This is a genomic window from Oryzihumus sp. JJN4-3R (assembly GCF_057747915.1).
Genome location: NZ_CM173229.1, coordinates 2,734,185 through 2,755,035, shown reverse-complemented (window position 1 = coordinate 2,755,035; position 20,851 = coordinate 2,734,185). Strand labels below are relative to the sequence as shown.

The 20,851-nt window shown below is 69.8% G+C and carries 25 protein-coding genes; 14 read left to right on the top strand and 11 right to left on the bottom strand.

Going from position 1 to position 20,851, the window contains the following annotated elements:
- Window positions 1-17 precede the first annotated feature (17 nt).
- Window positions 18-884, top strand: coding sequence for a hypothetical protein (locus tag AC3ANM_RS13150; RefSeq protein ID WP_488284867.1), 867 nt, complete (start codon window positions 18-20; stop codon window positions 882-884).
- A gap of 308 nt (window positions 885-1,192) precedes the next feature.
- On the opposite strand, the gene AC3ANM_RS13145 is transcribed toward AC3ANM_RS13150, so the two are convergent.
- Window positions 1,193-1,738, bottom strand: a complete 546-nt coding sequence (locus AC3ANM_RS13145) for a hypothetical protein (protein ID WP_488284866.1) — start codon at window positions 1,736-1,738, stop codon at window positions 1,193-1,195.
- A 494-nt stretch (window positions 1,739-2,232) separates the two neighbouring features.
- Between AC3ANM_RS13145 and AC3ANM_RS13140 the strand changes: the two genes are divergently transcribed.
- On the top strand, window positions 2,233-2,700 hold the full coding sequence (locus tag AC3ANM_RS13140) for a hypothetical protein (RefSeq protein WP_488284865.1): 468 nt from the start codon (window positions 2,233-2,235) through the stop codon (window positions 2,698-2,700).
- A gap of 387 nt (window positions 2,701-3,087) precedes the next feature.
- Window positions 3,088-4,068, top strand: coding sequence for a DUF6454 family protein (locus tag AC3ANM_RS13135; protein WP_488284864.1), 981 nt, complete (start codon window positions 3,088-3,090; stop codon window positions 4,066-4,068).
- 357 nt (window positions 4,069-4,425) lie between these two features.
- Here the strand turns inward: AC3ANM_RS13135 and AC3ANM_RS13130 are convergent, their stop codons facing one another.
- Window positions 4,426-5,613 (bottom strand): RimK family alpha-L-glutamate ligase, encoded by a 1,188-nt coding sequence (locus tag AC3ANM_RS13130; protein ID WP_488284863.1) that lies wholly within the window; start codon window positions 5,611-5,613, stop codon window positions 4,426-4,428.
- Between the two features lie 24 nt (window positions 5,614-5,637).
- Here AC3ANM_RS13130 and AC3ANM_RS13125 point away from each other — a divergent pair, with 24 nt between their 5' ends.
- From AC3ANM_RS13125 to AC3ANM_RS13115, 3 genes are all read left to right on the top strand, one after another.
- Complete coding sequence (locus tag AC3ANM_RS13125) at window positions 5,638-6,114, top strand: ATP-dependent zinc protease family protein (protein WP_488284862.1); 477 nt, start codon at window positions 5,638-5,640, stop codon at window positions 6,112-6,114.
- The gene (locus AC3ANM_RS13120) at window positions 6,114-7,061 is read left to right on the top strand and encodes a succinylglutamate desuccinylase/aspartoacylase family protein (RefSeq protein ID WP_488284861.1); all 948 of its coding nucleotides are present in this window, start codon (window positions 6,114-6,116) and stop codon (window positions 7,059-7,061) included. Before AC3ANM_RS13125 ends, AC3ANM_RS13120 begins: the two co-directional genes overlap by 1 nt.
- A gap of 201 nt (window positions 7,062-7,262) precedes the next feature.
- Window positions 7,263-7,529, top strand: coding sequence for a hypothetical protein (locus AC3ANM_RS13115; RefSeq protein ID WP_488284860.1), 267 nt, complete (start codon window positions 7,263-7,265; stop codon window positions 7,527-7,529).
- Window positions 7,530-7,768: 239 nt separating this feature from the next.
- Here AC3ANM_RS13115 and AC3ANM_RS13110 read toward each other — a convergent pair whose 3' ends face one another.
- The gene (locus AC3ANM_RS13110) at window positions 7,769-8,722 is read right to left on the bottom strand and encodes a DUF2332 domain-containing protein (protein WP_488284859.1); all 954 of its coding nucleotides are present in this window, start codon (window positions 8,720-8,722) and stop codon (window positions 7,769-7,771) included.
- 387 nt (window positions 8,723-9,109) lie between these two features.
- Window positions 9,110-9,718 (bottom strand): dihydrofolate reductase family protein, encoded by a 609-nt coding sequence (locus AC3ANM_RS13105; RefSeq protein WP_488284858.1) that lies wholly within the window; start codon window positions 9,716-9,718, stop codon window positions 9,110-9,112.
- Window positions 9,719-10,072: 354 nt separating this feature from the next.
- On the opposite strand from AC3ANM_RS13105, the gene AC3ANM_RS13100 reads away from it, so the two are divergent.
- A complete protein-coding gene (locus AC3ANM_RS13100; protein WP_488284857.1) occupies window positions 10,073-10,552 on the top strand; it encodes a hypothetical protein in 480 nt (159 codons plus the stop codon).
- A gap of 574 nt (window positions 10,553-11,126) precedes the next feature.
- Window positions 11,127-11,924 carry a DUF4386 domain-containing protein gene (locus AC3ANM_RS13095; RefSeq protein ID WP_488284856.1) on the top strand — a complete coding sequence of 266 codons (798 nt, stop codon included), beginning with the start codon at window positions 11,127-11,129 and terminating at the stop codon, window positions 11,922-11,924.
- A gap of 448 nt (window positions 11,925-12,372) precedes the next feature.
- Here the strand turns inward: AC3ANM_RS13095 and AC3ANM_RS13090 are convergent, their stop codons facing one another.
- From AC3ANM_RS13090 to AC3ANM_RS13080, 3 genes are all read right to left on the bottom strand, one after another.
- Window positions 12,373-12,855 carry a hypothetical protein gene (locus tag AC3ANM_RS13090; RefSeq protein ID WP_488284855.1) on the bottom strand — a complete coding sequence of 161 codons (483 nt, stop codon included), beginning with the start codon at window positions 12,853-12,855 and terminating at the stop codon, window positions 12,373-12,375.
- 114 nt (window positions 12,856-12,969) lie between these two features.
- Window positions 12,970-14,244, bottom strand: a complete 1,275-nt coding sequence (locus AC3ANM_RS13085) for an RNA polymerase sigma factor (RefSeq protein WP_488284854.1) — start codon at window positions 14,242-14,244, stop codon at window positions 12,970-12,972.
- The gene (locus tag AC3ANM_RS13080) at window positions 14,244-14,597 is read right to left on the bottom strand and encodes a YciI family protein (protein WP_488284853.1); all 354 of its coding nucleotides are present in this window, start codon (window positions 14,595-14,597) and stop codon (window positions 14,244-14,246) included. The genes AC3ANM_RS13085 and AC3ANM_RS13080 overlap by 1 nt, the downstream gene beginning before the upstream one ends.
- A gap of 289 nt (window positions 14,598-14,886) precedes the next feature.
- Here AC3ANM_RS13080 and AC3ANM_RS13075 point away from each other — a divergent pair, with 289 nt between their 5' ends.
- The 3 genes from AC3ANM_RS13075 to AC3ANM_RS13065 all read left to right on the top strand — a co-directional run bounded on the left by AC3ANM_RS13075 (window position 14,887) and on the right by AC3ANM_RS13065 (window position 16,845).
- Complete coding sequence (locus AC3ANM_RS13075) at window positions 14,887-15,093, top strand: hypothetical protein (RefSeq protein WP_488284852.1); 207 nt, start codon at window positions 14,887-14,889, stop codon at window positions 15,091-15,093.
- 114 nt (window positions 15,094-15,207) lie between these two features.
- Complete coding sequence (locus tag AC3ANM_RS13070) at window positions 15,208-16,536, top strand: lanthionine synthetase LanC family protein (RefSeq protein WP_488284851.1); 1,329 nt, start codon at window positions 15,208-15,210, stop codon at window positions 16,534-16,536.
- An 87-nt stretch (window positions 16,537-16,623) separates the two neighbouring features.
- A complete protein-coding gene (locus tag AC3ANM_RS13065; RefSeq protein WP_488284850.1) occupies window positions 16,624-16,845 on the top strand; it encodes a hypothetical protein in 222 nt (73 codons plus the stop codon).
- Window positions 16,846-16,899: 54 nt separating this feature from the next.
- On the opposite strand, the gene AC3ANM_RS13060 is transcribed toward AC3ANM_RS13065, so the two are convergent.
- Both AC3ANM_RS13060 and AC3ANM_RS13055 read right to left on the bottom strand, forming a co-directional pair.
- Window positions 16,900-17,295 (bottom strand): hypothetical protein, encoded by a 396-nt coding sequence (locus AC3ANM_RS13060; RefSeq protein ID WP_488284849.1) that lies wholly within the window; start codon window positions 17,293-17,295, stop codon window positions 16,900-16,902.
- 168 nt (window positions 17,296-17,463) lie between these two features.
- Entirely contained in the window at window positions 17,464-17,883 is a 420-nt protein-coding gene (locus tag AC3ANM_RS13055) for a DUF1801 domain-containing protein (RefSeq protein ID WP_488284848.1), read from the bottom strand.
- A gap of 195 nt (window positions 17,884-18,078) precedes the next feature.
- Here AC3ANM_RS13055 and AC3ANM_RS13050 point away from each other — a divergent pair, with 195 nt between their 5' ends.
- Together AC3ANM_RS13050 and AC3ANM_RS13045 are read left to right on the top strand one after the other, a co-directional pair.
- The gene (locus AC3ANM_RS13050) at window positions 18,079-18,840 is read left to right on the top strand and encodes an alpha/beta fold hydrolase (protein WP_488284847.1); all 762 of its coding nucleotides are present in this window, start codon (window positions 18,079-18,081) and stop codon (window positions 18,838-18,840) included.
- Window positions 18,841-18,977: 137 nt separating this feature from the next.
- The gene (locus AC3ANM_RS13045; protein ID WP_488284846.1) at window positions 18,978-19,169 is read left to right on the top strand and encodes a hypothetical protein; all 192 of its coding nucleotides are present in this window, start codon (window positions 18,978-18,980) and stop codon (window positions 19,167-19,169) included.
- A 142-nt stretch (window positions 19,170-19,311) separates the two neighbouring features.
- On the opposite strand, the gene AC3ANM_RS13040 is transcribed toward AC3ANM_RS13045, so the two are convergent.
- Window positions 19,312-19,752 (bottom strand): VOC family protein, encoded by a 441-nt coding sequence (locus AC3ANM_RS13040; RefSeq protein WP_488284845.1) that lies wholly within the window; start codon window positions 19,750-19,752, stop codon window positions 19,312-19,314.
- Window positions 19,753-19,785: 33 nt separating this feature from the next.
- A complete protein-coding gene (locus tag AC3ANM_RS13035) occupies window positions 19,786-20,229 on the bottom strand; it encodes a helix-turn-helix domain-containing protein (RefSeq protein ID WP_488284844.1) in 444 nt (147 codons plus the stop codon).
- Here AC3ANM_RS13035 and AC3ANM_RS13030 point away from each other — a divergent pair.
- Window positions 20,228-20,707 carry a GYD domain-containing protein gene (locus AC3ANM_RS13030; protein ID WP_488284843.1) on the top strand — a complete coding sequence of 160 codons (480 nt, stop codon included), beginning with the start codon at window positions 20,228-20,230 and terminating at the stop codon, window positions 20,705-20,707. The two genes, AC3ANM_RS13035 and AC3ANM_RS13030, sit on opposite strands and share 2 nt — an antisense overlap.
- Window positions 20,708-20,851 lie beyond the last annotated feature (144 nt).

Here is a 20,851-nt window from a genome sequence, read left to right as displayed (position 1 = left end):
CGGGTAAGTTGACCCGCTTGGGCGTCGGCTATCGCGCCGGAGCAACCCAAGAACGGGGAAGAACGTTGGGCGTGCTGGATTTCATCACCAAGATGACTGGCTCTCTTGTTTGGCCGGTCACCGTTGTCGTGATTCTGGTGATCTTCAAGCATCCTGTGACGGCCCTGATCGGGCGTCTCAAGTCCGCCAAGTGGGGCGACAAGGAAGCCGTCTTTGATCGCGCCGCGGACAAGATGCAATCCGAACTAGATGTCGTGACGCGGGAAGGGATCGAAGGGGCGCCTTCGGGCTCAGCCCCAATCAGCGAGACATCCGAAACCAATGGGGCCGAACCCGGCCGATGGACGCCGGAGGTTCTGGGCCGCTACCAGAGCGCTCGAATGCGTTGGCGACATCCGGTCATGCTAGCCCCGCTCAAGAAGCGAGGAGAGGCCCTGGCCCGCGAAACCTCCCAGTTCCCGGATACGTCGCCACCACGGTTGGCTTGGTATTGGGATCCCGATCAACCCAAAGTGGGCGCAACTTCTGCATTGACGGACATCCAGAAGTGGCTGCTCTCCATGTCCGAACTCTTCGGAGGTTCGGCTTCCACTACTGAAGACGCCGTCGCCGAGCTTGCGCGCCTCGGTGGGGTGGATGAGGCGACAATCCAAGAATCTTGGCGGACCCTCAACACGTTGGCCCTGCTCATCAAACTCGACCGGGAAATCGATAAGCGCAAGGACCAGGTGGCGCGATTCCTCCGACTTGCTGAGCAATTCGTGTCAACGGTGGACACCGCACTGAGCCCTGGCGTCGAACTCCTAAGAGAGTTCTTCATCAAGGCGCATATCGACCATGACGATCACATGGACCAGCTGTACAACGAGCATCGCGGCAAGTAGGAAAAGCCGAGATTGCCAACTTTGATGGTTGCAGTTCCCACCTGACATGCGAAGCAGCGCTGTCGCTCTCAGCCGGTTACGACTTTCCGTACTGGCTCAAGGCGCGGCTCCGCCGCGCACCCTGGCCCGGCCACGCCCTCCGCGCTTCGGCGGTGGGGCCCCGCACTGCGGGCGGCGCTTCGCGCCGTCCTCGCGCACCCCACCGCTACGCGCTCACGGGCTGAGCCGGGCCAAGGCATGACAAAGCCCGCCCCGAACAGATTCGAGGCGGGCCCGCGCCTTTGGCTTAGCTCTGGCTGTCCAGCACGTCAGTCCCCGTGGCCGCCATCGCCACCGTCGTCGCCGCCCGACTGCTGGCCATCACCCGACTGCTGACCGTCGCCCGAGTGATGCTCCTGGTCCTGGGTCTGCTGCTCGGACGAACCCTGGTGATCGCCGTCCTCGTTCTCGCTCGGCTCTGCGGTCTCCGAGTCCTGCGGCTCTGCGGTCTCGCTGTGTTCCGCCTTCTCGGTGTGGCTCGGCTCCGGAGACTCGGACTCGCTGGGCTCCGCAGTCTCGCTCGGCTCAGCAGTGTGAGTCTCGCTCGCTTCCGCGGTCTCGCTCGGCTCGGCCGTCTCGGACTCACTCGGCTCTGCGGTGTGAGTCTCACTCGATTCCGCGGTTTCACTCGGCTCGGCGGTCTCAGTGGCGCTTGCCGTCACATCGTTGGTGACCGCCGTCGGGGCAGTGGTGCTCGACGACACCGGCCCGGATGCAGCCATGGCCGCCCCCGTCCCGCCGGCCACCAGCACTGCGGCAACAGCGGCGCCGCCGACCGTCTTCAGGTTCAGCCTGACTCGGATCATCCTGCGCATAGCTATATCTCCCTGGCGATGGATGTCGGTACGCAACCGCACTGACCAACGAGGCAAGTGAAGCGCCCGGTTCGGGGGTTGGCCGGACCTATACGAAGACTTTGCGAAACCTTGGGAAACCGACATGTGGCACCCGGCGTCGCCACCCTCTTCAGACGCTGGCGACGAGGGAGGCCCGCACGTGGCCGGCTACCCGTAGCCCCAGCTGCGGCCAGTCGACGGGGCTGGCTGCTCAACCCCGTCGACCCGGCCTCCGTACCCGCATCGCAGCGGGCCGACACCCAGCCAGCGAAGTCGCGGTCAATGCGCAGACCCGCTTGGTGAGGTCGAAGGGCAGGTTTCACGACGCAGCACGGAACTTGTGCCACATTGCCCCCGTCCGACGCGGCGAGGACAGAAGGGGGACTGAGATGCACAGAGCATGGACGCGGGTCCGGCGTGAGTGGGACGAGTTCCGCGAGCCTGCGTGGGTTCCGCTGACGTTCTGGTCGACTATGACACTGGGCTTCACGGTTAAGACGGCACTTGCGTTCCATGATCGTGCGGCGGCAATGGGCTGCCAGTCCGCTTCGATCGCCATCTTCTTCGCGGTGATGGCGGTGATCTCGCACCGCGCGGGACGTCGACACCTGACGGCCATTCGCCGCCTTGTTGGCGCAGTCATTGCCTTGATCGGCTTGCTCGCCGGTGTGTACGGCTCCGACCCGAGCATGCAAATGCAGATCCTCCTCCTCCTGGTCCCCTTCGCCCTGGCCGCTTGGTTCGTGCAGGGGCGGATGGACAAACAGCGGGAGCAGCTTGAATCGGATCGTCACGAAGAGCTTCTTGAGGCGATACGCGCTGAGCCCGATGGGTCGCGTCGACGTGCCATTCAACAGGCCCGGACCGACAGCTGGACGGCCCAGGATTCGCGAGCCCTCCGCGAGCCCGCAGACCCGCAGAACCCAGGTCAGGGCTCGTAGTGCCCTACTCGAAATGCACTGTGCTGCAACGGAATCGAAAATCACCGAAACGCCGGGGCGCGTTCGGGACGAAGAGGCCGCAGGTTCAAATCCTGTCACCCCGACCACGGCTCACGAAGGCCCTCGCCACACGGCGGGGGCCTTTGGCGTGCTGAACGAATCGCAGCGGGCCAACACCCAGCCACGAAGGCCGCGGTCAATGCGCAGACCCGCGTGGCAGCCCGATGGCGGCAGGCAGCCGCAGTAACCCACGTGCCTTCGTAACCCGCCGCGCCCCTGGTCGGACCTTCCCGTCGTTGCTCCCCGTTCATTCAGAGCCGTCGAACGTTCACCTGCCCTCCCTAGGGTCGGCAGCCAGCCGGGAACCCCGACGAAAGAGACGAACTCATGAAGCGCCCCACCCTGCGCACAATCGCCGGAACCGCCGCACTGGCCCTGCTGATCGGAGGAGCGGCCAGCGCCAACGCCGCCACCCACGCCGTCACGAGCGCGGGCACCGACGGCGCCCTCGCACACGACTTCAACGCGGTAGACCGCAACACCGCGTGGAGCCAGGTCGACCAGCTCAAACTCAACTTCCCGACCTACCACACCGAGGGCCTGGCGATCACTCCCGATCACCTGTTCCTGTCCGCGGTCCAGATCATCGAGCCCACCCAGAAGTACCCCAGCCCGGTCGGTGGCTACGACCGCACCCCCGGCAAGGGCATCGGCCACCTGTTCGTCATGGACCGTCAGGGCCACCTGCAAAAGGACATCACCCTCGGCGAGGGCGACATGTACCACCCCGGCGGCATCTCCTACGACGGCACCAACGTCTGGGTCCCCGTCGCCCAGTACCGCCCGAACTCCAGCGCCATCATCTACCGCGTCAACGCCAAGACCCTCGCGGTCGCGAAGCAGTTCGAGGTCAAGGACCACATCGGCGGCATCGTCCTCGACCAGACCACCGGGCACCTCGTCGGCAACACCTGGGGCTCGCGGCGCTTCTACGACTGGACGCTGCAAGGCAAGCAAGTCCGCACCTGGGACAACCCCAGCTTCTTCACCGACTACCAGGACTGCCAGTACGTCCCCTCGGCCAAGATGATCTGCGGCGGCATCACCAACCTGCCTCAGACCCCCACTGCCGGCGGGTCCAACGCCACCTATGAGCTCGGCGGCCTGACCATGATCGACCTGCGCAGCCACAACATCCTGCGTGAGGTGCCCTTCCAGAAGTGGTCCACCGCCGGCCACGTCGTCACTCGCAACCCGGTCAAGATGTCCGCCACCGGCAACCAGCTCACCCTCTGGGCCGCACCCGACAACGGCGACGAGGGTAACGGCACCGAGCTCTTCACCTACCAGGCCAACATCACCCCCTGACCTCGCAGCACAGCACGGCGACGACGCGTCCCACCACCGAGCACGGTGGGCGCGTCGTTGCCGGCTGAGTCGGGTTGGCGATTAGGTCGACGCCGCGAACCCTCCTCGCGGCGACCGGCATACCTACAGTCGCTGACGTGCGAATTGAGCCGACGCTTGAGCAGCTGACGCGGGGGGAGGATTCCTGGCCGGGTTACCGCGTCGACTTCTGGCGCCCGACCTGGGCTGGCCCCGAGGACGCCTGGGAGGTTAAGCCCCTCATCACCGAGGCCGATGCGGACGAGGTCCTCACCTGGGCAAGCGACCGCACGAGCCGCACGGGGTGCCCGGGTCGTAGGGGCACTCGGGATACGAGTGTCAGGCCTGGTGGATCGGCTCCTTGGGAAGCCTGCGCACCTTCGCGCGGCGGCGTCGCTCGGGCACCATCGAGCGCATCTCGTCGAGTTTTCCGAAGCACAGCAGCCGGTCTTCGGCCTCGAGGACCTGGCCGGGGCGCGGGTTGGGGAGGACTGTGGTGCCGCGGTGAAGCGTGAGCACCGTGATGTCGCGGTCGCCCAACCCGGACTCGCGCAGCGGCTTGCCGACCAAGTCGGATCCGGCGTGGACGACGAGCTCGGCGACCCCGTAGCCGGTCGAGACCGTGAGCCGTTGGCGGACGTCGATCTCGGGGAAGGCGACCTGGTTCGCGACGTGATCGATGATCGCGCCCGCGACGTCGAGGTTGGTCGCGGTCTCGATGCCCTGCAGACCGGGGGAGGAGTTGACCTCCAGGACGAGCGGTCCGTCGTTGCCCTCAAGCATGTCGACGCCGGCGACGCGCAGGCCCATGATCTGGGCGGCGCGCACGGCCGTCTGCTCGTAGGCAGGGTCGAGCGTGACCGCCTCGACCGAGCCACCGCGGTGGACGTTGGACCGGAACTCATCGCCTTGGGCTGTCCGGCGCATCGCCGCCACCACCCTGTCACCGACGACGAGGGCACGGATGTCGCGGCCCTTGCTCTCGGTGACGAAGCTCTGGATCAGAACGTTCTGCTTGGTGCTGTGCAGGGTCTCGATGATCGCCTCGGCGACCTTGGCGCCCGGAGCCAGGATCACGCCGATGCCCTGGGTGCCCTCGAGCAGCTTGATGACCACCGGTGCGCCGCCGACGCGCTCGATGGCCGGGCGCACGTCGGCGCGGTTGCGCACGAACGTGGTCGCCGGCATACCGATGTTGTGGCGGGACAGGATCTGGGTGGCGCGCAACTTGTCGCGTGAGTTGCTGATGCCGTTGGCAGTGTTCGGCGTGTAGACGTCCATCTGCTCAAACTGGCGCACCACTGCCGTGCCGAAGTAGGTGATGGAGTTGCCGATCCGCGGCAGGATCGCGTCGTAGTCGGACAGACGGCGCCCGCGGAACTGCAGGTCCGGCTCGGGGCCGGTGAGGTCGATTGCGAACCGCAGCGTGTTGAGCACCTTGACCTGGTGGCCCCGGTCGAGTGCCGCGGTGCGCAGCCGTCGGGTGGAGTACGTCCTGGGCGCGCGCGAGAGAATCGCCAGCTTCATGGGGTTGCCTGCCAAGATGGTCGTGTGTCCGAGCCGAACCATTCAAGCAGCACGACAGGATGGCGGGAGTGGGTGAGCCTGCCCGGGCTCGACGTGCCATGGATCAAGGCCAAGCTCGACACCGGGGCCCGCACCTCGACCCTGCATGCGTTCGACCTGCACGAGCTGGACCGCGGTGGCGAGGCCTGGGTGCGGTTCTCGATCCACCCGTGGCAGCGGTCCGGCGAGGACGCCGTCACCGTGGATTGCCCTGTGCACGACCGCCGCGCCGTGCGCAGCTCCTCCGGGCACGCCGAGGAGCGCATCGTGGTGCTCATGGACCTCGAACTGGTCGGGCGCAAGGTCTCTGCCGAGGTGACCCTGTCCCGGCGTGACGAAATGGGCTTCCGGATGCTGGTCGGCCGTGAGGCGTTGCGCCAGGGGTTCGTGGTGGACTCGGGCCGCTCCTACCTTGGCGGGCGGCCCACCCTGGCGGTCCGTCGCCGGAACCGAGGACGCTGATGCCACGGGCTTCGTTCGCCATCGGGCCCGTCCGCGTGCGCGCCGGCTCGATGCAGGAGCTGGGGTTGCCGATCACCCGACTCGTCACCGGCGCCGACGTGAGCCTGCCGGTGCGGGTCGTCCATGGCCGCGAGGACGGCCCCACTGTGTGGGTTAACGCCGCGACCCACGGCGACGAAGTGGTGGGTATCGAGGTCATCCGTCGCGTGCTCGCAGGCCTGCGGCCGAAGACTTTCCGGGGAACGCTCATCGCCGTGCCGATCGTCAACGTCCACGGATTCATGGCCGGCGACCGCTACCTGCCCGACCGACGGGACCTCAACCGGTCGTTCCCGGGCAGCCCGCGCGGCTCACTCGCGGCCCGCATCGCGCACCTGATGATGACCGAGGTGGTGGCCAAGTGCGAGGTCGGCATCGACCTGCACACCGGGTCCGACCGGCGCACCAACCTCCCGCAGATCCGCGCCGACCTTGACGACCCGAAGACCCGAGCTCTGGCGGAGGCCTTCGGCGCCCCGGTCCTGTTCCACGCCAGGGTCCGCGACGGTTCGCTGCGGTCCGCCGCGCAGGACCGCGCAACCGTGCTGCTGTTCGAGGCGGGCGAGGCCTGGCGGTTCGACGAGTGGGCAATCAGGGCAGGGGTCATCGGCGTGCGGCGGGTGCTGGCCACCCTGGGCATGACCGAGCCGGTCGACGACGGACCCGCCGAGCCGGCGCTCGTCTGCCGACAGAGCGGCTGGGTCCGCGCCCGGCGCAGCGGGATCCTCGAACTCGAGACCGCCCTGGGTCAGCGCGTACAGGTGGGCGACCGTCTGGGCGCCCTACACGACTCGTTCGGCAAGCGGCTCGCGCTCGCGCGTGCGGATCGGGCTGGCATCGTCATCGGCCACACGACCGCCCCCTTGGTCAATAACGGCGACGCCCTGGTCCACGTCGCGGAGAGCTAGCCTCGGCTCTGGCCGCGTTCCCACGAGGCCGGCTTCGCAGGCCCGCGGCCTCTGGGCGGCGCTTCGTGCCGTCCTCGGCCGGACGCGCACGAGCCCGTGTCCCCACACCGTGGCACCCATAGCGAACCGTGCCCCACGTTCCTCCGACCGGGGCTCGTGCTTCGCTGGTCCGGTGCAGTGCGTGGCGAACGGCGACGCTGTGTGACGCTGGCAAGCGTCACCGGCCCGGGCAATGCCGGGACGGCTCCCTTCGGCGGCCATCACATGCTCGAGCACACCCTCATGTACGTCGTGACCTGGGACCCGACGGCCTGCCCGTTGCCGGAGGCGGGGAGCGGGACTGGACCTGCGGCTTCTGGCTGCCGCATCGTGGATCTCATCACGGCTCAAGACGTCGGCCGCCTCGACGCCGGTTCGCACGTGTACACCTTTGTCATCCCGCAGACGGCTTCGGTCCCCAGCGGCTGACATCCCGGACGTCGGGATCTGCCGCCGCCAACAGTGCTGGCCAGGGTCGCGCGGTGGCCCCGGTACTCCGGAACGCCCGCCACGCCTTGCCGTTGGGCGTCTTTGGAGATGCCCACCCGACGCTCCGGAACTTGTAGACCGCCGGTACTGAGTCTGACTGCGGGTCAGCGGTCAGGTCGAATTGCTCTTCATTGTGCCCACCGAGCACTCTTCACGTCGCTGCAGTGGTCGTCATGTGGTCAAAGCCGCTCGACGCTCTGGCCGTGGGCGCCGGACCACGCGACCGGCCGGCCGTCGAAGGCGGTGAGGAACCGATGTTGGGTGTCCTCGCGCCCGGCCGGGACCTGAGCGGTCAATGCGGGCAGCACGCCGGGCCCCTCGTTGGAGATCCAGTGGCCGGGCAGGGCCGAGACCTGGTCGACGAACCGCTGTCGCTCCTCGGGGGTGACGTAGGTCAGGACCGCGGTGTGGAAGACCACCAGGGTGGCGTCGCTGGGTGCCTTGGCCGCGAGGGTCGCCAGGTCGTCGTTGAGATCGCCGGCCACCAGGAGGGCGGGGTCGTCCTGGGCGATCGCGATGGCGTCGCGGAGCCGGTCACGGCGCTCGGTCTGCTCGGGCCAGATCAGCGCCTCGAGCCAGCCCACGTCATCGGCGTCCGTGACGTCGAGCGGGTTCAGGTCGATGCCCGCGCGCCAGGTGACCTCCGGAAGCCGAACGGGTGCCGTGAACGGGCCGACCGGCTCACAGGTCAGCAGCGGTGCGTCCGGGTCGCCGACGACGGAGTCGTCGTAGCGGTACTGCCAGCGGTCGGGGTAGAGGCAGAGGCCCGCCGAGGCGCCGACCTCAAGCAGCGCGAGCGGCCCCTCGATCGAGGAGAGGAAGGGCAGCAGGGTGGCAGAGCGCCGCGGCTCGTTGGTCTGGGTGAGCCTGGTTCGCATCGTGGCGGCGAGTGCGCTCCAGTTCCCCAGCACCCACTCGATAAAGGGCTCGGGGGCGTCGACGGGACCGCCCATGGCTCGCGTGGAGGCGAACAGAAGGTTCGGCTGGCGCTTGTCTTCGGGCAACATGTCGAGGCGGTCGATGACGTCGTCGCTCGCGGCGACGGCTCGGGCCAGCCGCTCGTAGGTGGGTGAGTTGCCGGCTGCTTCGCGTACCGCGAAGCCGTCGTACCACTCGCTGGTGCTGATGGACATGGCGCAACCCCGTGTTGTGACGTGCAGAGTGGGACGATCGTGCCGCATGGGCCCGAGCCGCAGTCCTCAGGCCTCCGCTCGACGGGAGCATTCTCAAGCCTCTTGGACCGGCGAGCACGACGACATTCTGCAATCGGGCGATCGGTTACGACTCCACTCTCGCCCAAGCGCGCGGCTCCGCCGCGCGAACCCGGCCCGGCCGCGCCCTCCGCGCTTCGCCGGTGGGACCCCGCACTTCGGGCGGCGCGTCGCGCCGTCCTCTCGCACCCCCTGCTGCACCGAGACGACGGGCTGGCTGCTCAACCCCGTGGACCTGCCTCCCCTACCCGCACCGCAGCGGGTCACCCACCAGTCGCGCAGGTTTCGGTCGATGCGCAGACCGCGTCGTCACGAATACACGGCTGCGGCACGGTCACTGCGGAGGTAGTGCGCGATGATCACGCCCATGGTGGTCGTGACGCTGCTGATGAGGTCGAGCTCGGTCAGTGGCGCCGGGCCCTCGAACAGCCGGGTGCCGTTTCCCAACGTCAGCGGATAGATCAGAAGCGTGTAGCGGTCGATCAGTCCAGCGGCGTGCAGACACCGAACCAGCGACCCGCTTCCGATGATCGAGAGATCTCTGCCCGACTGGGCCTTCAGCTCGGCCACCGTCTGGGCAGCGTCGCCCCGCAGCAGGATCGAGTTCTGCCAGGCGCCCGCGTCGTCCAGACTTCTCGAGACAACGTATTTGGTGGCCGCGTTCATGTACGCGGTGAACGGGTTGCCGTCGGTCAACCCTTTCCATGCCCCGATGAAGTCCTGCCAGGTACGGCGGCCAAACAGCATGTCCCCCGGGTTGGCCATGCCCTTGGCCATCTCGCGGCCCATGACCTCGTCGGTGTAGCGCGGGCCCCAGCCACCGTGCTGGAAGCCTCCGCGGGGATCTTCGTCCGGCCGGCCGAGGCCTTGGATGACGCCGTCAAGAGTGACGCTCATCGTGACAGAGATAGAACGCATGAACCTGTTCCTTCCGTGCTGCGGACCGCCCGAGGCGGACTGTCACCTGCTACACGAACAGCCACTGGCCAAATCGACACCGCCGCGGGGACTGACTCCGCGCGCCGAGGGCATGCCATGCCCGCGACACGTCCACGGTTCAGAGGTCCTCGCCAGCTCAGGCGGGGGCTTTCTTCATGCCCCGTACAGCAGCGAAGTGCAGCAGTGACGCTCATTTGAGGCTCACCCAACCGCCGCAGCGCCTCTCGCGTCGCCTCCGACCTGGCCTTGGCGTAGATCTCCATCGTGACCGCCCTCCCGCCGTCACCGACGGAAAGTCACCACCACGCCTGACTGCTACGGAATCATCAACACGTGACGACCCCCGACCGCGTCAGGGCCTACACGGTCGACCCAGCAGCTTCGCGGGCTGCCACCGACGCCGCGCACCGTGCCGCCCTCATCGCCATGCGCGACAGGCTGGAGATGATCAGCGTCCAGATCGACGACCACCCCGACCTGCCACCTCAGGTATCCAGCACCATCGCCGCCCTCGTCCCGCCACAGCGACGACGACCCCTTCCGAGCAAACACGCCCCAGCACACCTGTCCACCGACCTGTGGCCGCGCGACGACACCGAGTTCGAGGCAGCCGTCACCTTGGCCCCATACGCCGAACTCATGCTCGGCATGGCCCACGAGCCCAACATTCCGTTCAGCACGTACGACGCCGGAGCCGACGCCCACTTCCAGCTCACATCGGATGAAGCGCGGACGGCCCTGGCATTCCTGGCCGCCCACGGTGTCGACCCCAAGGTGCTCGTGGCACAGCCCAACCACACCCTCGGCAGCTGAGAAGAACGGGTTCGGCACCGCGATAGTCCGCAACCGGACCTCACAAAGCGGCCACTCGCCCTCGGCGCGCTGGCGACGAGGGAGGGCCGCTCGTGGCCGGCTACCCGAGGCCCCAGCCGCACCCAGCCGACGGAGCTGGCTGCTCAACCCCGCCGACTCACCCTCCGTACCCGCATCGCTGCGGGCCAACACCCAGCGCTCCAGGTCTGGGTCAATGCGCAGACCCGCGACTCGAGATGCGTGAGCCAGGACGACCCCGGAGCTGGGGTCACCGCCCCCACGACCTTGGTGGCGACGGCTTCGCGGGTGAGTCGGTCGCCCCTCCGCGAGCGGAACCCCGCCGCGCGACTTCAGTGAGCATGCAGGGGGTAGTACGTCCTGACGTTTGACCTCGATGAGGGCTATGTTCACGCATACCGGAACTTGGGACTTCAGGCTTGAGTTCGGCGACATGAGCCTCGGCTGAGAACGCGGTGACCGCTAGGAACCCGCGCGCCGGGGACGAGGGACCCGACGCGGCCGCAGGGGGCGCGCCCCCGCGTCATCCGCCAGTCGCACCGAAGGAGAGCCCGACATGGCCGCCGCCACCACGCAGTCTTCCCCAACGACACGACGCACCGCGGACCCGACGAGGAGGACCGCACGCGCCGCGGGCGTGCTGTATCTGCTGACGTTCGTGTCGATCCCGACTCTCGTGCTGTACAAGCCGGTCAAGGACCACGCGGACTTCGTCCTCGGCGCCGGCAGCTCCACCGGCGTGCTGTGGGGCGCCCTGTCCGAGATCATCGTCGCGCTGGCCGGCATCGGCACTGCGGTGGTGCTCTACGCGGTGGCCAAGCGGCAGAGCCAGACGGCCGCCCTGGGCTTCGTTGCGGCCCGGATCCTGGAGTCCAGCCTGATCATCGTCAGTGTCGTCAGCCTGCTGACGATCATGACGTTGCGCAACGACGCCGGAACCCCCGGCGCGGACTCGGCCGCGCTGGTCACCGTCGGTCACAGCCTGGTCGCGGTCTACAACTGGACGTTCCTGCTCTCGCAGAGCCTCATGCCCGTCGCCTGCGACCTGTTCCTCGGTTACGTGCTCTACCGGTCCGGCCTCGTGCCCCGAATCCTGCCCCTCATCGCCTTCGTGGGCGCTCCCCTGCTCCTCGCCTCCGACCTCGCGGTCTTCTTCGGCCTCTACCCCCAGGTGTCCCCGCTGTCAGCCCTCGCCGCGCTCCCGGTCGCAGTGTTCGAGTTCTCGCTCGGCGTCTATCTGATCGTGCGGGGCTTCCGGCCCGCTGCGGTCAGCGCTCTCGGCCTGTCCCAACGCGTTCGGCACCAGCAGGACGTCGTGCCGGACCTGCCGGTCCCGGTGCGATCCGACAGCTGATCCGCGACCCTGCAGGCGCGCGCGACAGGTCGGCGACCACCGCGGCGGCCCCACCCGTCGTCACCTGTGCCGGGCCCGGGGTCACAGGTGACCGGTCACCGGTCACCGGTCACCGGTCACCGGTCACCGGTCACCAGCAGTCCGGGAAGCAACCTCCCAGGCTGTCCACCAGCGACCACAGGCCTGCGAAGACCAGTCCGACGAAGAGGACTGCGCCAGCAAGGGCAATCCACCAGTTCCGCGTCATGCTCATCCCCCTGACTGCGCCGTCGGCGCGGTGGCTCACGCAGACTGCCCCCCACCCCCCCCCGCGAACCGGGAAGGGCCATCCGCCCGCACGTCAGTGTTCCCGGGCACCACGACCCAACGCGCTCGACACGCCATGTCACAGGACAGCCGACCTCACCCCCTCCGGCTGAAGGGCCGCCGAAGCGCCGACTCGACCGGCTCAGTAGGCCTTCGACGTGGAGTGGCTGGTGTCGAAGACGATCGGGTCGCTCGTCGACGCCAGGAACTTCCCGTGGATCCTGGCGGTGGCGACAGCCGTGCCGTGGGCGCTGGAGTACCAGTGGGTCACCGCGCCCAGCATCACCTGCTGGTTCACCTTCGCGGACCCGGTCAGGTACTTCCAGGACGAGGCGTACCGCGTGCCACTGCCGCGACGGACCACCGCTTGGCCGCGGATCCAGTCGCCGTGAGCGTCGCCGACCCGACGGCCGTAGGTGCGTGCGGTCAGCCTCGACTGGCCGTTGCTGTAGGTCGCGACGTTGAGGCACTCCCGGTACTGGTACGCGGAGTAGAAGGCCCCGCGCCAGGCGCCGCACCTGGTCACGTTGGCCTCCTGGATCGGAGCGGCCTGCGCCGGCGATCCCAGCGGAACGGCACCGGCCAACGCCAGCAGCCCGGCAGCGACAGCGCGTCGTGATCTCATGACATCCCCCCTGATGCACTTCCCCCGATTGCCGACGGATCATAGGCGCAGCCCGAGCGCGGGGTCCACAGTCACGCAGCCGGTCGATCGTCGCGGGCCGCGGGCCAGGCGGACTCAGGCGCTCCGGGTCTCGGCCAGGCGCCGCGTCAGGAACTCGCGCTCGGCCTCGTTCACGGTCAGCCCCAGCGCCTGCTCGTACGAGGCGCCGGCCTCGGCGGCCCGACCGAGGCGCTGCAACAGCTCCGCCTTGACCGCGGGGAGGTACTGGTAGCCGGCGAGCCGGCCGTCGCGCTCCAGCTCGTCGACCTCGGCCAGCGCGCGGGCGGCACCGGCCACCTCCGCCACGGCCACGGCCCGGTTCAGCGCGACAACCGGTGAGGGCCACACAGCCAGCAACGCGTCATACAGGGTGAGGATCTGTGCCCAGTCCGTCTCCCTGTATGACGGGGCCTGCGCGTGCAGCGCCGCGATCGCGGCCTGGAGGACGTATCGGCCCGGTCGCCCGCCGCGCAGGCCGTCCACGATGAGCCGGTCGGCCTCGGCGATGGCGGTCCGGTCCCACTGAGTGCGGTCCTGGTCCTGGAGCCGCAGCAACCTCCCGCGGGAATCGACCCGGGTGCTGCGCCGGGCGTTCGTGACGAGCAGCAGGGCGAGCAGCCCCCAGACCTCACGCTCGTCGGGCATCAGCTCGCGCAGCATCCGGGCCAGGTGCAGGGCCTGGTCCGCGAGGTCGACGCGGGTGAGGGACTCGCCCTCGGGAGCCGTGTGCCCCGCGGTGAGGAGCAGGTGGATCACGCCGAGGACCCCGCGCAGGCGGTCGGGCAGCTCCTCGGGGCGCGGGACACGGAAGGGGATCCGCGCGGTCACGATCTTCTTCTTCGCCCGGGTGAGGCGGGCCGCCATGGTCGGCTCCGACACCAGCAGCGCCCGGGCGATGTCCCGGGTCGGCAGGCCGCACACGAGGCGGAGCGTCAGACCCAGCTGCGCCTCCTGCGCCAACGCCGGGTGGCAGCACAGGAAGACCAGGCGCAGCCGTTCGTCCGGAACCGGGTCCGCCGGCGTCAGCGCCTCGGGCTCCGCCGGCGCCACATCGTCGACCATCTCCTCGGGCTCCACCAGCAGCGGGAGCCTGGAGCGGAAGACGTGCTCGCGCCGCAGGGCGTCGATCGCCCGGCGTCGGGCCGTCGTGGTGACCCAGGCGATCGGGTTGTCCGGGATCCCGTCCCGGGCCCAGCCCACCAGTGCCGCGGCATACGCCTCCTGGACGCAGTCCTCGGCCAGGTCCAGGTCGCGCGCGACGCGCGCCGTCGCGGAGAGCACGACGGCCCATCCGTGACGGTGCGCGTCGGCGACGGCCGCCTCGACGTCGGTGGGGGGTGGGGTGCCCATCACCCCTCGGACGGACGGACGAACCCGCCCGCGACGGGGCGCACCTCGACGCCGCCGCCCAGCTGCGTGGCCGGGTTGCGGGCAGCGATGTCCAGCGCCGCGTCGAGGTCAGGCGCCTCGATCACGTAGAAGCCCGCCACGACCTCCTTGGCCTCCACGAAGGGCCCGTCGGTGACGACGTCCCCGCGGATCGACGTCGACATCTCCCTCGGCTCCAGCGCGAACGCCGCCACCATGCGCCCCGCCTCGATGAGCTCCCGGGCGTAACGGTCGTGCACCTCGAGGTCGTCCGGGGTGGCGTCCGCGCCGTGGGCCGAGTCCGAGGCGTAGATCAGGACTGCGTACTGAGCCATGTCGATGCTCTCCGTTCCAGTGTCAGGAAGTCCTACACCACCACGTCGGACGGCCGGCGCGTTTTCGACAGCCCGCGACGGAACTGGTCGCGGTGACTGTGCGCAACCTTGCCCAAATGCGGACATATCGCGCACACTGCACGGCACCGCAGGGCCCTCCGCTCCGGGGACACGCCACCGCAGGGGTCGTCCGAAACGAGACCGGCCCGGGCGTGACTTCCCGGCCGGGGACACGTTGACTCCTCACCGACCCGCCTCCCCCTGAAAGGCACACACCATGATCCGCGGTATGGCAATCTCCGGCGGCGTAACCGCCCTCGTCGTCCTCTGGCTCCTGATCGGAGTCGCCGCCACCTACCAGCGCGGGTACTTCGACAGCCGCCCCGAGAACTGCGCCAAGGCCAGCACGGTCGCGGCCACCGTGGTCGCCGGGCCCCTGAACTACACGGGCACCAACCCCAAGGTCACCTGCGTGGTCCCGCAGCCCTCCAAGTAAGGCGCCGCGGAAGCAGCCCGCGTGCGTGGGGTGGTCGGCCGGCCCGACCACCCCACCGCGCGGGGGCAGCGCCGGGCGCCACTCATCGACGACGCGCGGTGCCATGATCGACGCGTGACCGAGCGCTCCCCGGAGACCTACCGCAGCACCGCCGACGCCGCCTGGCGCTGGGTGCTGGACCAGGTCCGCTGGGAGGACGGCCCGTGGATACCCGAGTCCGTGTCCGGTGAGGACACCGGTGACATCCCCGACCACCGCGACGGCATGCACAGCGGTACCGGCGGACTGGCTCACGCGCTGGCCGAGATCCGCCTCTCGCGGCCGTGGACCGCCGAGGAGGAGCACCTGGCCGGGGCCATCGTCGCCCGCATCCGCGACGGCATCCCCACCTCGACCGACGCGACCTTCTTCGACGGGCTGGTCAGTGACATCGGGGCGCTCACCGCCCTCGGGGTCCCCGGCACCGAGGACGCGCTGGCCCGGCTCGACGAGCTCCTGACGCCGGACGGCTGGCCCCAGACGATGCTCGGCCCGCCGCGCTTCGCGCCCGACACCCGCCTGCACGACGCCACCCTGGGCACCGCAGGAGTCCTCCTCGGCTCCTTGTGGGCCCGACGGCTGGGCTCGCCCGACGCCGCGTCGCTCGCCGAGCGGGCCGCCGCGGTGATCCTGGCCGAGGAGGAGCACCTGCCGACCGGCGGCAACTGGCGGTTCGTGGCGCCGCGCTTCCGCCCCGACTACGCCCAGATGCCCAACTTCTCCCATGGCGTCGCGGGCATCGCGTCCGCGCTGGCTCTCGCCGGTGCCGAGCTCGACCGCCCGGACCTGACCGCCGCGGCTCTCCGTGGCGCCGAGCACCTGGTGACGCTCGGCGAGCGGCGCGGTGAGGGCTTCGTCGTCCCGCGCTACCTCCCCACCGACACCAACGACGAGGACGAGTTCACGTTCACGTGGTGTCACGGCGGCACCGGCACCTCGCTGCTCTTCCTCGCCCTCGACCACGCCGGAGTCGAGGGTGTCGCCGGCGAGGCGCCCCTGACGTGGCACCGTCGGTTCCTGCACGGGGTCCGCACCTCCGGCCTGCCCGCCCGCCTGCACCCCGGCTTCTGGGACAACGACGGCCGGTGCTGCGGCACGACGGGGGTCGGCGAGGCCTTCCTCGACTCCTGGCAGCGGGCGGGCCACGACGACGACCTCGACTTCGCCCTGCACCTGGCCGACACCCTGGTCGAGCGCGCGGTCAGCGAGGGACCGCACGCCTACTGGCGGTTCATCGAGCACCGCAAGCCGGACCCGCTGCTGCCGCCGGCCGTCGGGTGGATGCAGGGAGCAGCCGGTATCGCGGCCTTCCTCTTCCGCGTCAGCCGCACCCTCCAGGACGGGCCGGAGGCCGCCCCCGTGCCGCGCATGGACACCTGGTGGGCGCTGCGCCTGCCGGAGTGAACGGAAGACGAGGCGCGCACGCGATCCCCGGCGTACATTCATTGACGTCGGTACCGCACCGGCAGGGGGATCTGGAGAAGTGGCCACATGGTCAACGTCATCATCGCTTCGTTCTTCATCGGCGTGTTCGTCCTCGCCGTCGCTCTGGTGCTGACGCTCACCATCAGGGGGGCGATCCACCGTCACCGGCACCCGCGCACCAAGCTGGAGCGGTGGGCCGACGAGCACGGCGACCAGACCGAGGACTTCAAGCTCTCGGGTGGGCCGAGCTGGACCGGCACCTCCGGCGGCGGTGGCGTCGGCGGCTGACCCACGCTCCGCGGACAGGCTGACGTCCACGGAGGTCGGCGGCGGACCGGCGGGTCAGACCCCGTCGAGCACCGCGCCCATGATGAGCACGCCGAACTCGAAGCCGGAGTGCTTCGTGCGACCCCAGCGGCCGCGCTCGGTCACCAGGCCGGGTCCCACGGTGTAGTGGTCGACGTCGTCGTCATCGCCGGTGGTCCGGAACCGGAAGGTTTGCGCGTAGTCCGTGCCGGCGTAGCGGGCGGTGACGTGGACGCTGAAGGGCGTGCCGACGGGGAAGTCCAGGAGCGAGACGTCGTAGTCGCCGAGCTCGAGCTGCACGTCCCGGGGCTGCGGGACCCCCGCGTCACGGACATGAGCCACGCCGTGGGTCTCGACGTCCTTGGGGTAGCGCACGTCGTCACGCGGCCACGAGGAGATCTTGATCGGCTCGACAACCAAGCGCTTCTTCACAGGTGCTTCCTCTCGTCGGGGCCCTCATCGGTGCCGGTCCAGCTCCGGTCAACCTCGACCTGGTAGCCGGCCCAGGTCCAGGCGCGCGTCGTGCCGGCATCCTCTCGCGGTGCGACGGCGTCCCGCGGGAGGGCGGGCCGGTCAGATCGCCGAACGAAGTGAGACGGGTCAGACCCCGCCGCTGCGCTTCTTGATCGCCCGCCAGCCGCCGGCGCGGTTGTTGGCGATGATCTGCCGCAGCATCGTCGTGAGCGGCCCGCGCGGCACGCACTCCCCCTCCCGGAACGCGATGCACCGCGCCGTCGCGTTGTCGTGGCCGCTGGTGATGATGCCGTCCGGGTCGGGGACGATCGCCCCGTCGTAGAGGAACAGGTTCACGTGGTCCCTCGCGGCGAGCAGTGCGCAGACGTTGCCCTGGAGGACGAAGTACGGCTGCACGGTGCGCTTGATCGTCTCCTCCACCTCGGGGTCGGCGGCATGGACGATGTCGCGCAGCTCCGCGCACACCGCCTGCTGCCAGGGCGGCAGCCCGGCGAGGTAGGCGTCGACGCGCTCGTGCCTGACGTAGTCCCCGGCAGCCCCGGCCATGCCCTCACCATCCCGCTGCGGGAGCGCTGGCGCCAGCGGCGCCGGGAGGCCATCGACAGGCACCGGGTAACACACCGGACGAACCGTTGACACGCCCCTGTCGAGATCTCGCCTGCTCGAACGACGTGAAGGTGAGGCGCGCCGGGAGGCGGCGGCGCCACGCGATACCGACGAGGCTGGGGAAGGATCCTGACCATGACCCTCACCGACAGCGGGTACGCCGACGTCAACGGCCTGCACCTGTACTACGAGCGGCACGGAGCCGGCACGCCGCTGGTGCTGTTGCACGGCGGGATGCTGACGATCGACCTCAACTTCGCCGGGCTGATCCCCACGCTGGCGCAACGGCACGAGGTCATCGGCGTCGAGATGCAGGGGCACGGCCGCACCGCCGACATCGACCGCGAGATCACCCCGGCCGCCCTCGCCGGCGACGTCGTCGCGCTGCTGGACCACCTCGGCATCGAGCGCGCCCACGTCCTCGGGCACAGCCTGGGCGGGGCCGTGACGCTGGAGCTCGCGGTCAACCACCCGACGCGGGTGCGCTCGGTCGTGCCGGTCTCGGCCAGCGTCCGCCCGGAGGGGATGCACGAGGACCTCAGCGACCCGTCGCGGTTTGCCACCTCGACCCGGATGCCGACCCAGCAGGACTTCGCCGACTTCCGCGACGCCTACCTGCGTCTCTCGCCGCACCCGGAGCACTTCGAGGACTTCCTCGCGTCGCTGTCGCGCTCGGCGGCGGACCTGCACGGCTGGTCGGACGAGCAGCTCGCCGGGATCACCGCCCCGACCCTGATCGTGCAGGGCGACCACGACTTCGTCACGATCGAGCACGCCGCCCTGATGCAGCAGCTGATCCCGGGCGCGCACCTGGCCGTGCTGCCGGCCACGACGCACATGACGGTCACCCGGCGGGCCGACCTGCTGCTGCCGATCCTGGCGGCCTTCCTCGACTGAAGGGCTGACCGCGCCGGTATGCCGTGCAGCGCGCCATCCGTGCCGGCGGCGCCATCCGCGCCGGCCGCGCCCCGGTGACGCGGACGTCCGCGGAGGTGGGCGCCATCGTTCACAGGTCGGGCGCGCACCATGGCCCGATGCCTCACAGCATCACGATCCTGCACCGCGTCCTTCCCCAGCAGCCCCTGCCCGGCCTGGGTGACACCGGACCGCACCACGCCATCGGCGTCGCCGAGGGCTTCGGCCTGCTCGTGCTCGCCTTCGGCACGGTGCTCGGCCTGATGATGGTCGTCGGCCACCTGCGCCACCAGCGCCGCAGCCGCGGCTGACGCCCACTCGCGGCTGCTCCCCGGCCGCGGCTGACGCCTCCTCGACGCCACGGCCGCGGCCCGTGCCGGCGGACGCGACCACACGGCATACGGCCGCGATGAGGGCCGTCCTGTGGACGGCCCCCATCGTCTGCCGCGCGACTCAGACGCTGGCCAGCTCGCGGACCTGCGTGAGCCGGACCGAGTTGCCCGAGGGGTCGCGGAAGCCGCAGTCGATGCCGTAGGGCCGCTCCTCCGGCTTCTCGGTGAACTCCACGCCGCGGGCGCTGAGGTCGTCGTAGGAGGCCTGGCAGTCCTCGGTGGTGAGGAACAGCGTGCCGGCGAAGCCCTTGCCCATGAGCGCCGCGATCTCGCCCTGGGTGCCGGCGTCGATCATCGGCGGCCCGGGGATCGCCATCAGCACGACGGCGATGTCCGGCTGGCCGGCCGGCCCGACGGTGAGCCAGCGGAAGTTGCCCATCTCCGGCACGGTGACGTCCTCACGGACCTCGAAGCCGATCTTGCGCGTCCAGAAGTCGAGCGCCACGTCCTGGTCGTGGACCCACAGCTGGCAGGTGCTGAGCTTGATCATCGTCGTCCCCATCCTTCATTCATGTAGGTGTTCCCTGCTGGATGATCACGACGCTAGGTCCGCAGTCGGCGCCGCGTCTTCTCCAAACGTGCTGCGTTGCGGTCGGCTGTAGACGCGCAGGACGCAGGCCGGCATGCGCGCATAGACCAGCGGATCGGGGAAACGCCGCCGGTAGGCGGTCGGCGACTCCCCGAAGGTCCGGGTGAAGCTCGACGTGAACGACCCGACGCTCTCCAGGCCGACGAGCATGCAGATGTCGGCGACCGAGCGGTCGGTGCTGCGCAGCATCGCCGCCGCGCGCTCGAGCCGCCGGGTCAGCAGGTACTGGTGCGGCGACTCCCCGAACGCCTTGCGGAACTCGCGGCTGAAGTGCGCCCGTGACAGGCCCGCGGCCCGCGCCATGTCCTCGACGGTGATCGGCTCGACGTAGCGCGCGTCGGCCAGGTCCCTGGCACGGACCAGGTGCCGGACGGGAGGGACAGCCACCATGACCAGCCAGTATGCCGCGCCGGTCGCCTCCCGTCCCCGGCTCGCGGCAGGTGGCGGCGACGCAGGCCGGCTCACCCCGATGAGGGTTGAGGCGCCGACCCCGGGCGACGAGCGTGGCGCGCGTCCCCCTGCACGCCGAGGAGCCGAGGAGGTCCTCATGCCCCGCTACATGATCATCGCGAACTACCAGACCGAAGGCGTCAGAGGAGTCGCCGCGGCCGGTGGGGTCGCGCGGCGCACTGCGATCGAGAAGATGACCGCCGACCTCGGCGGCCGGGTCGAGTCCTTCGACTTCGCCTTCGGCGACGACGACGCCTACGTGCGGGTCGAGCTGCCCGACGAGAAGACTGCGGTGGCGGTGGCCATGGCGGTCAACAGCTCCGGTGCGACCCGCGCCCGCACCGTCGTGCTGATCTCCCCCGAGGAGGTCGACGAGGCCTCACACCTGAAGGTCGGCTACGTCCCGCCCGGCGGCTGAGGCACGGCTCGACGCGTCCCGGACCGCCGGCAACGCCGACGGCCCGGGACGGCTGCGCACACGCGACCGTCCTCGCGCGCAGCCAGGCCCGTCCACCTGTCCAGAGTGCCGCGAGGTCGGTCGAGCGTGGCGCCGTGGGCGCGG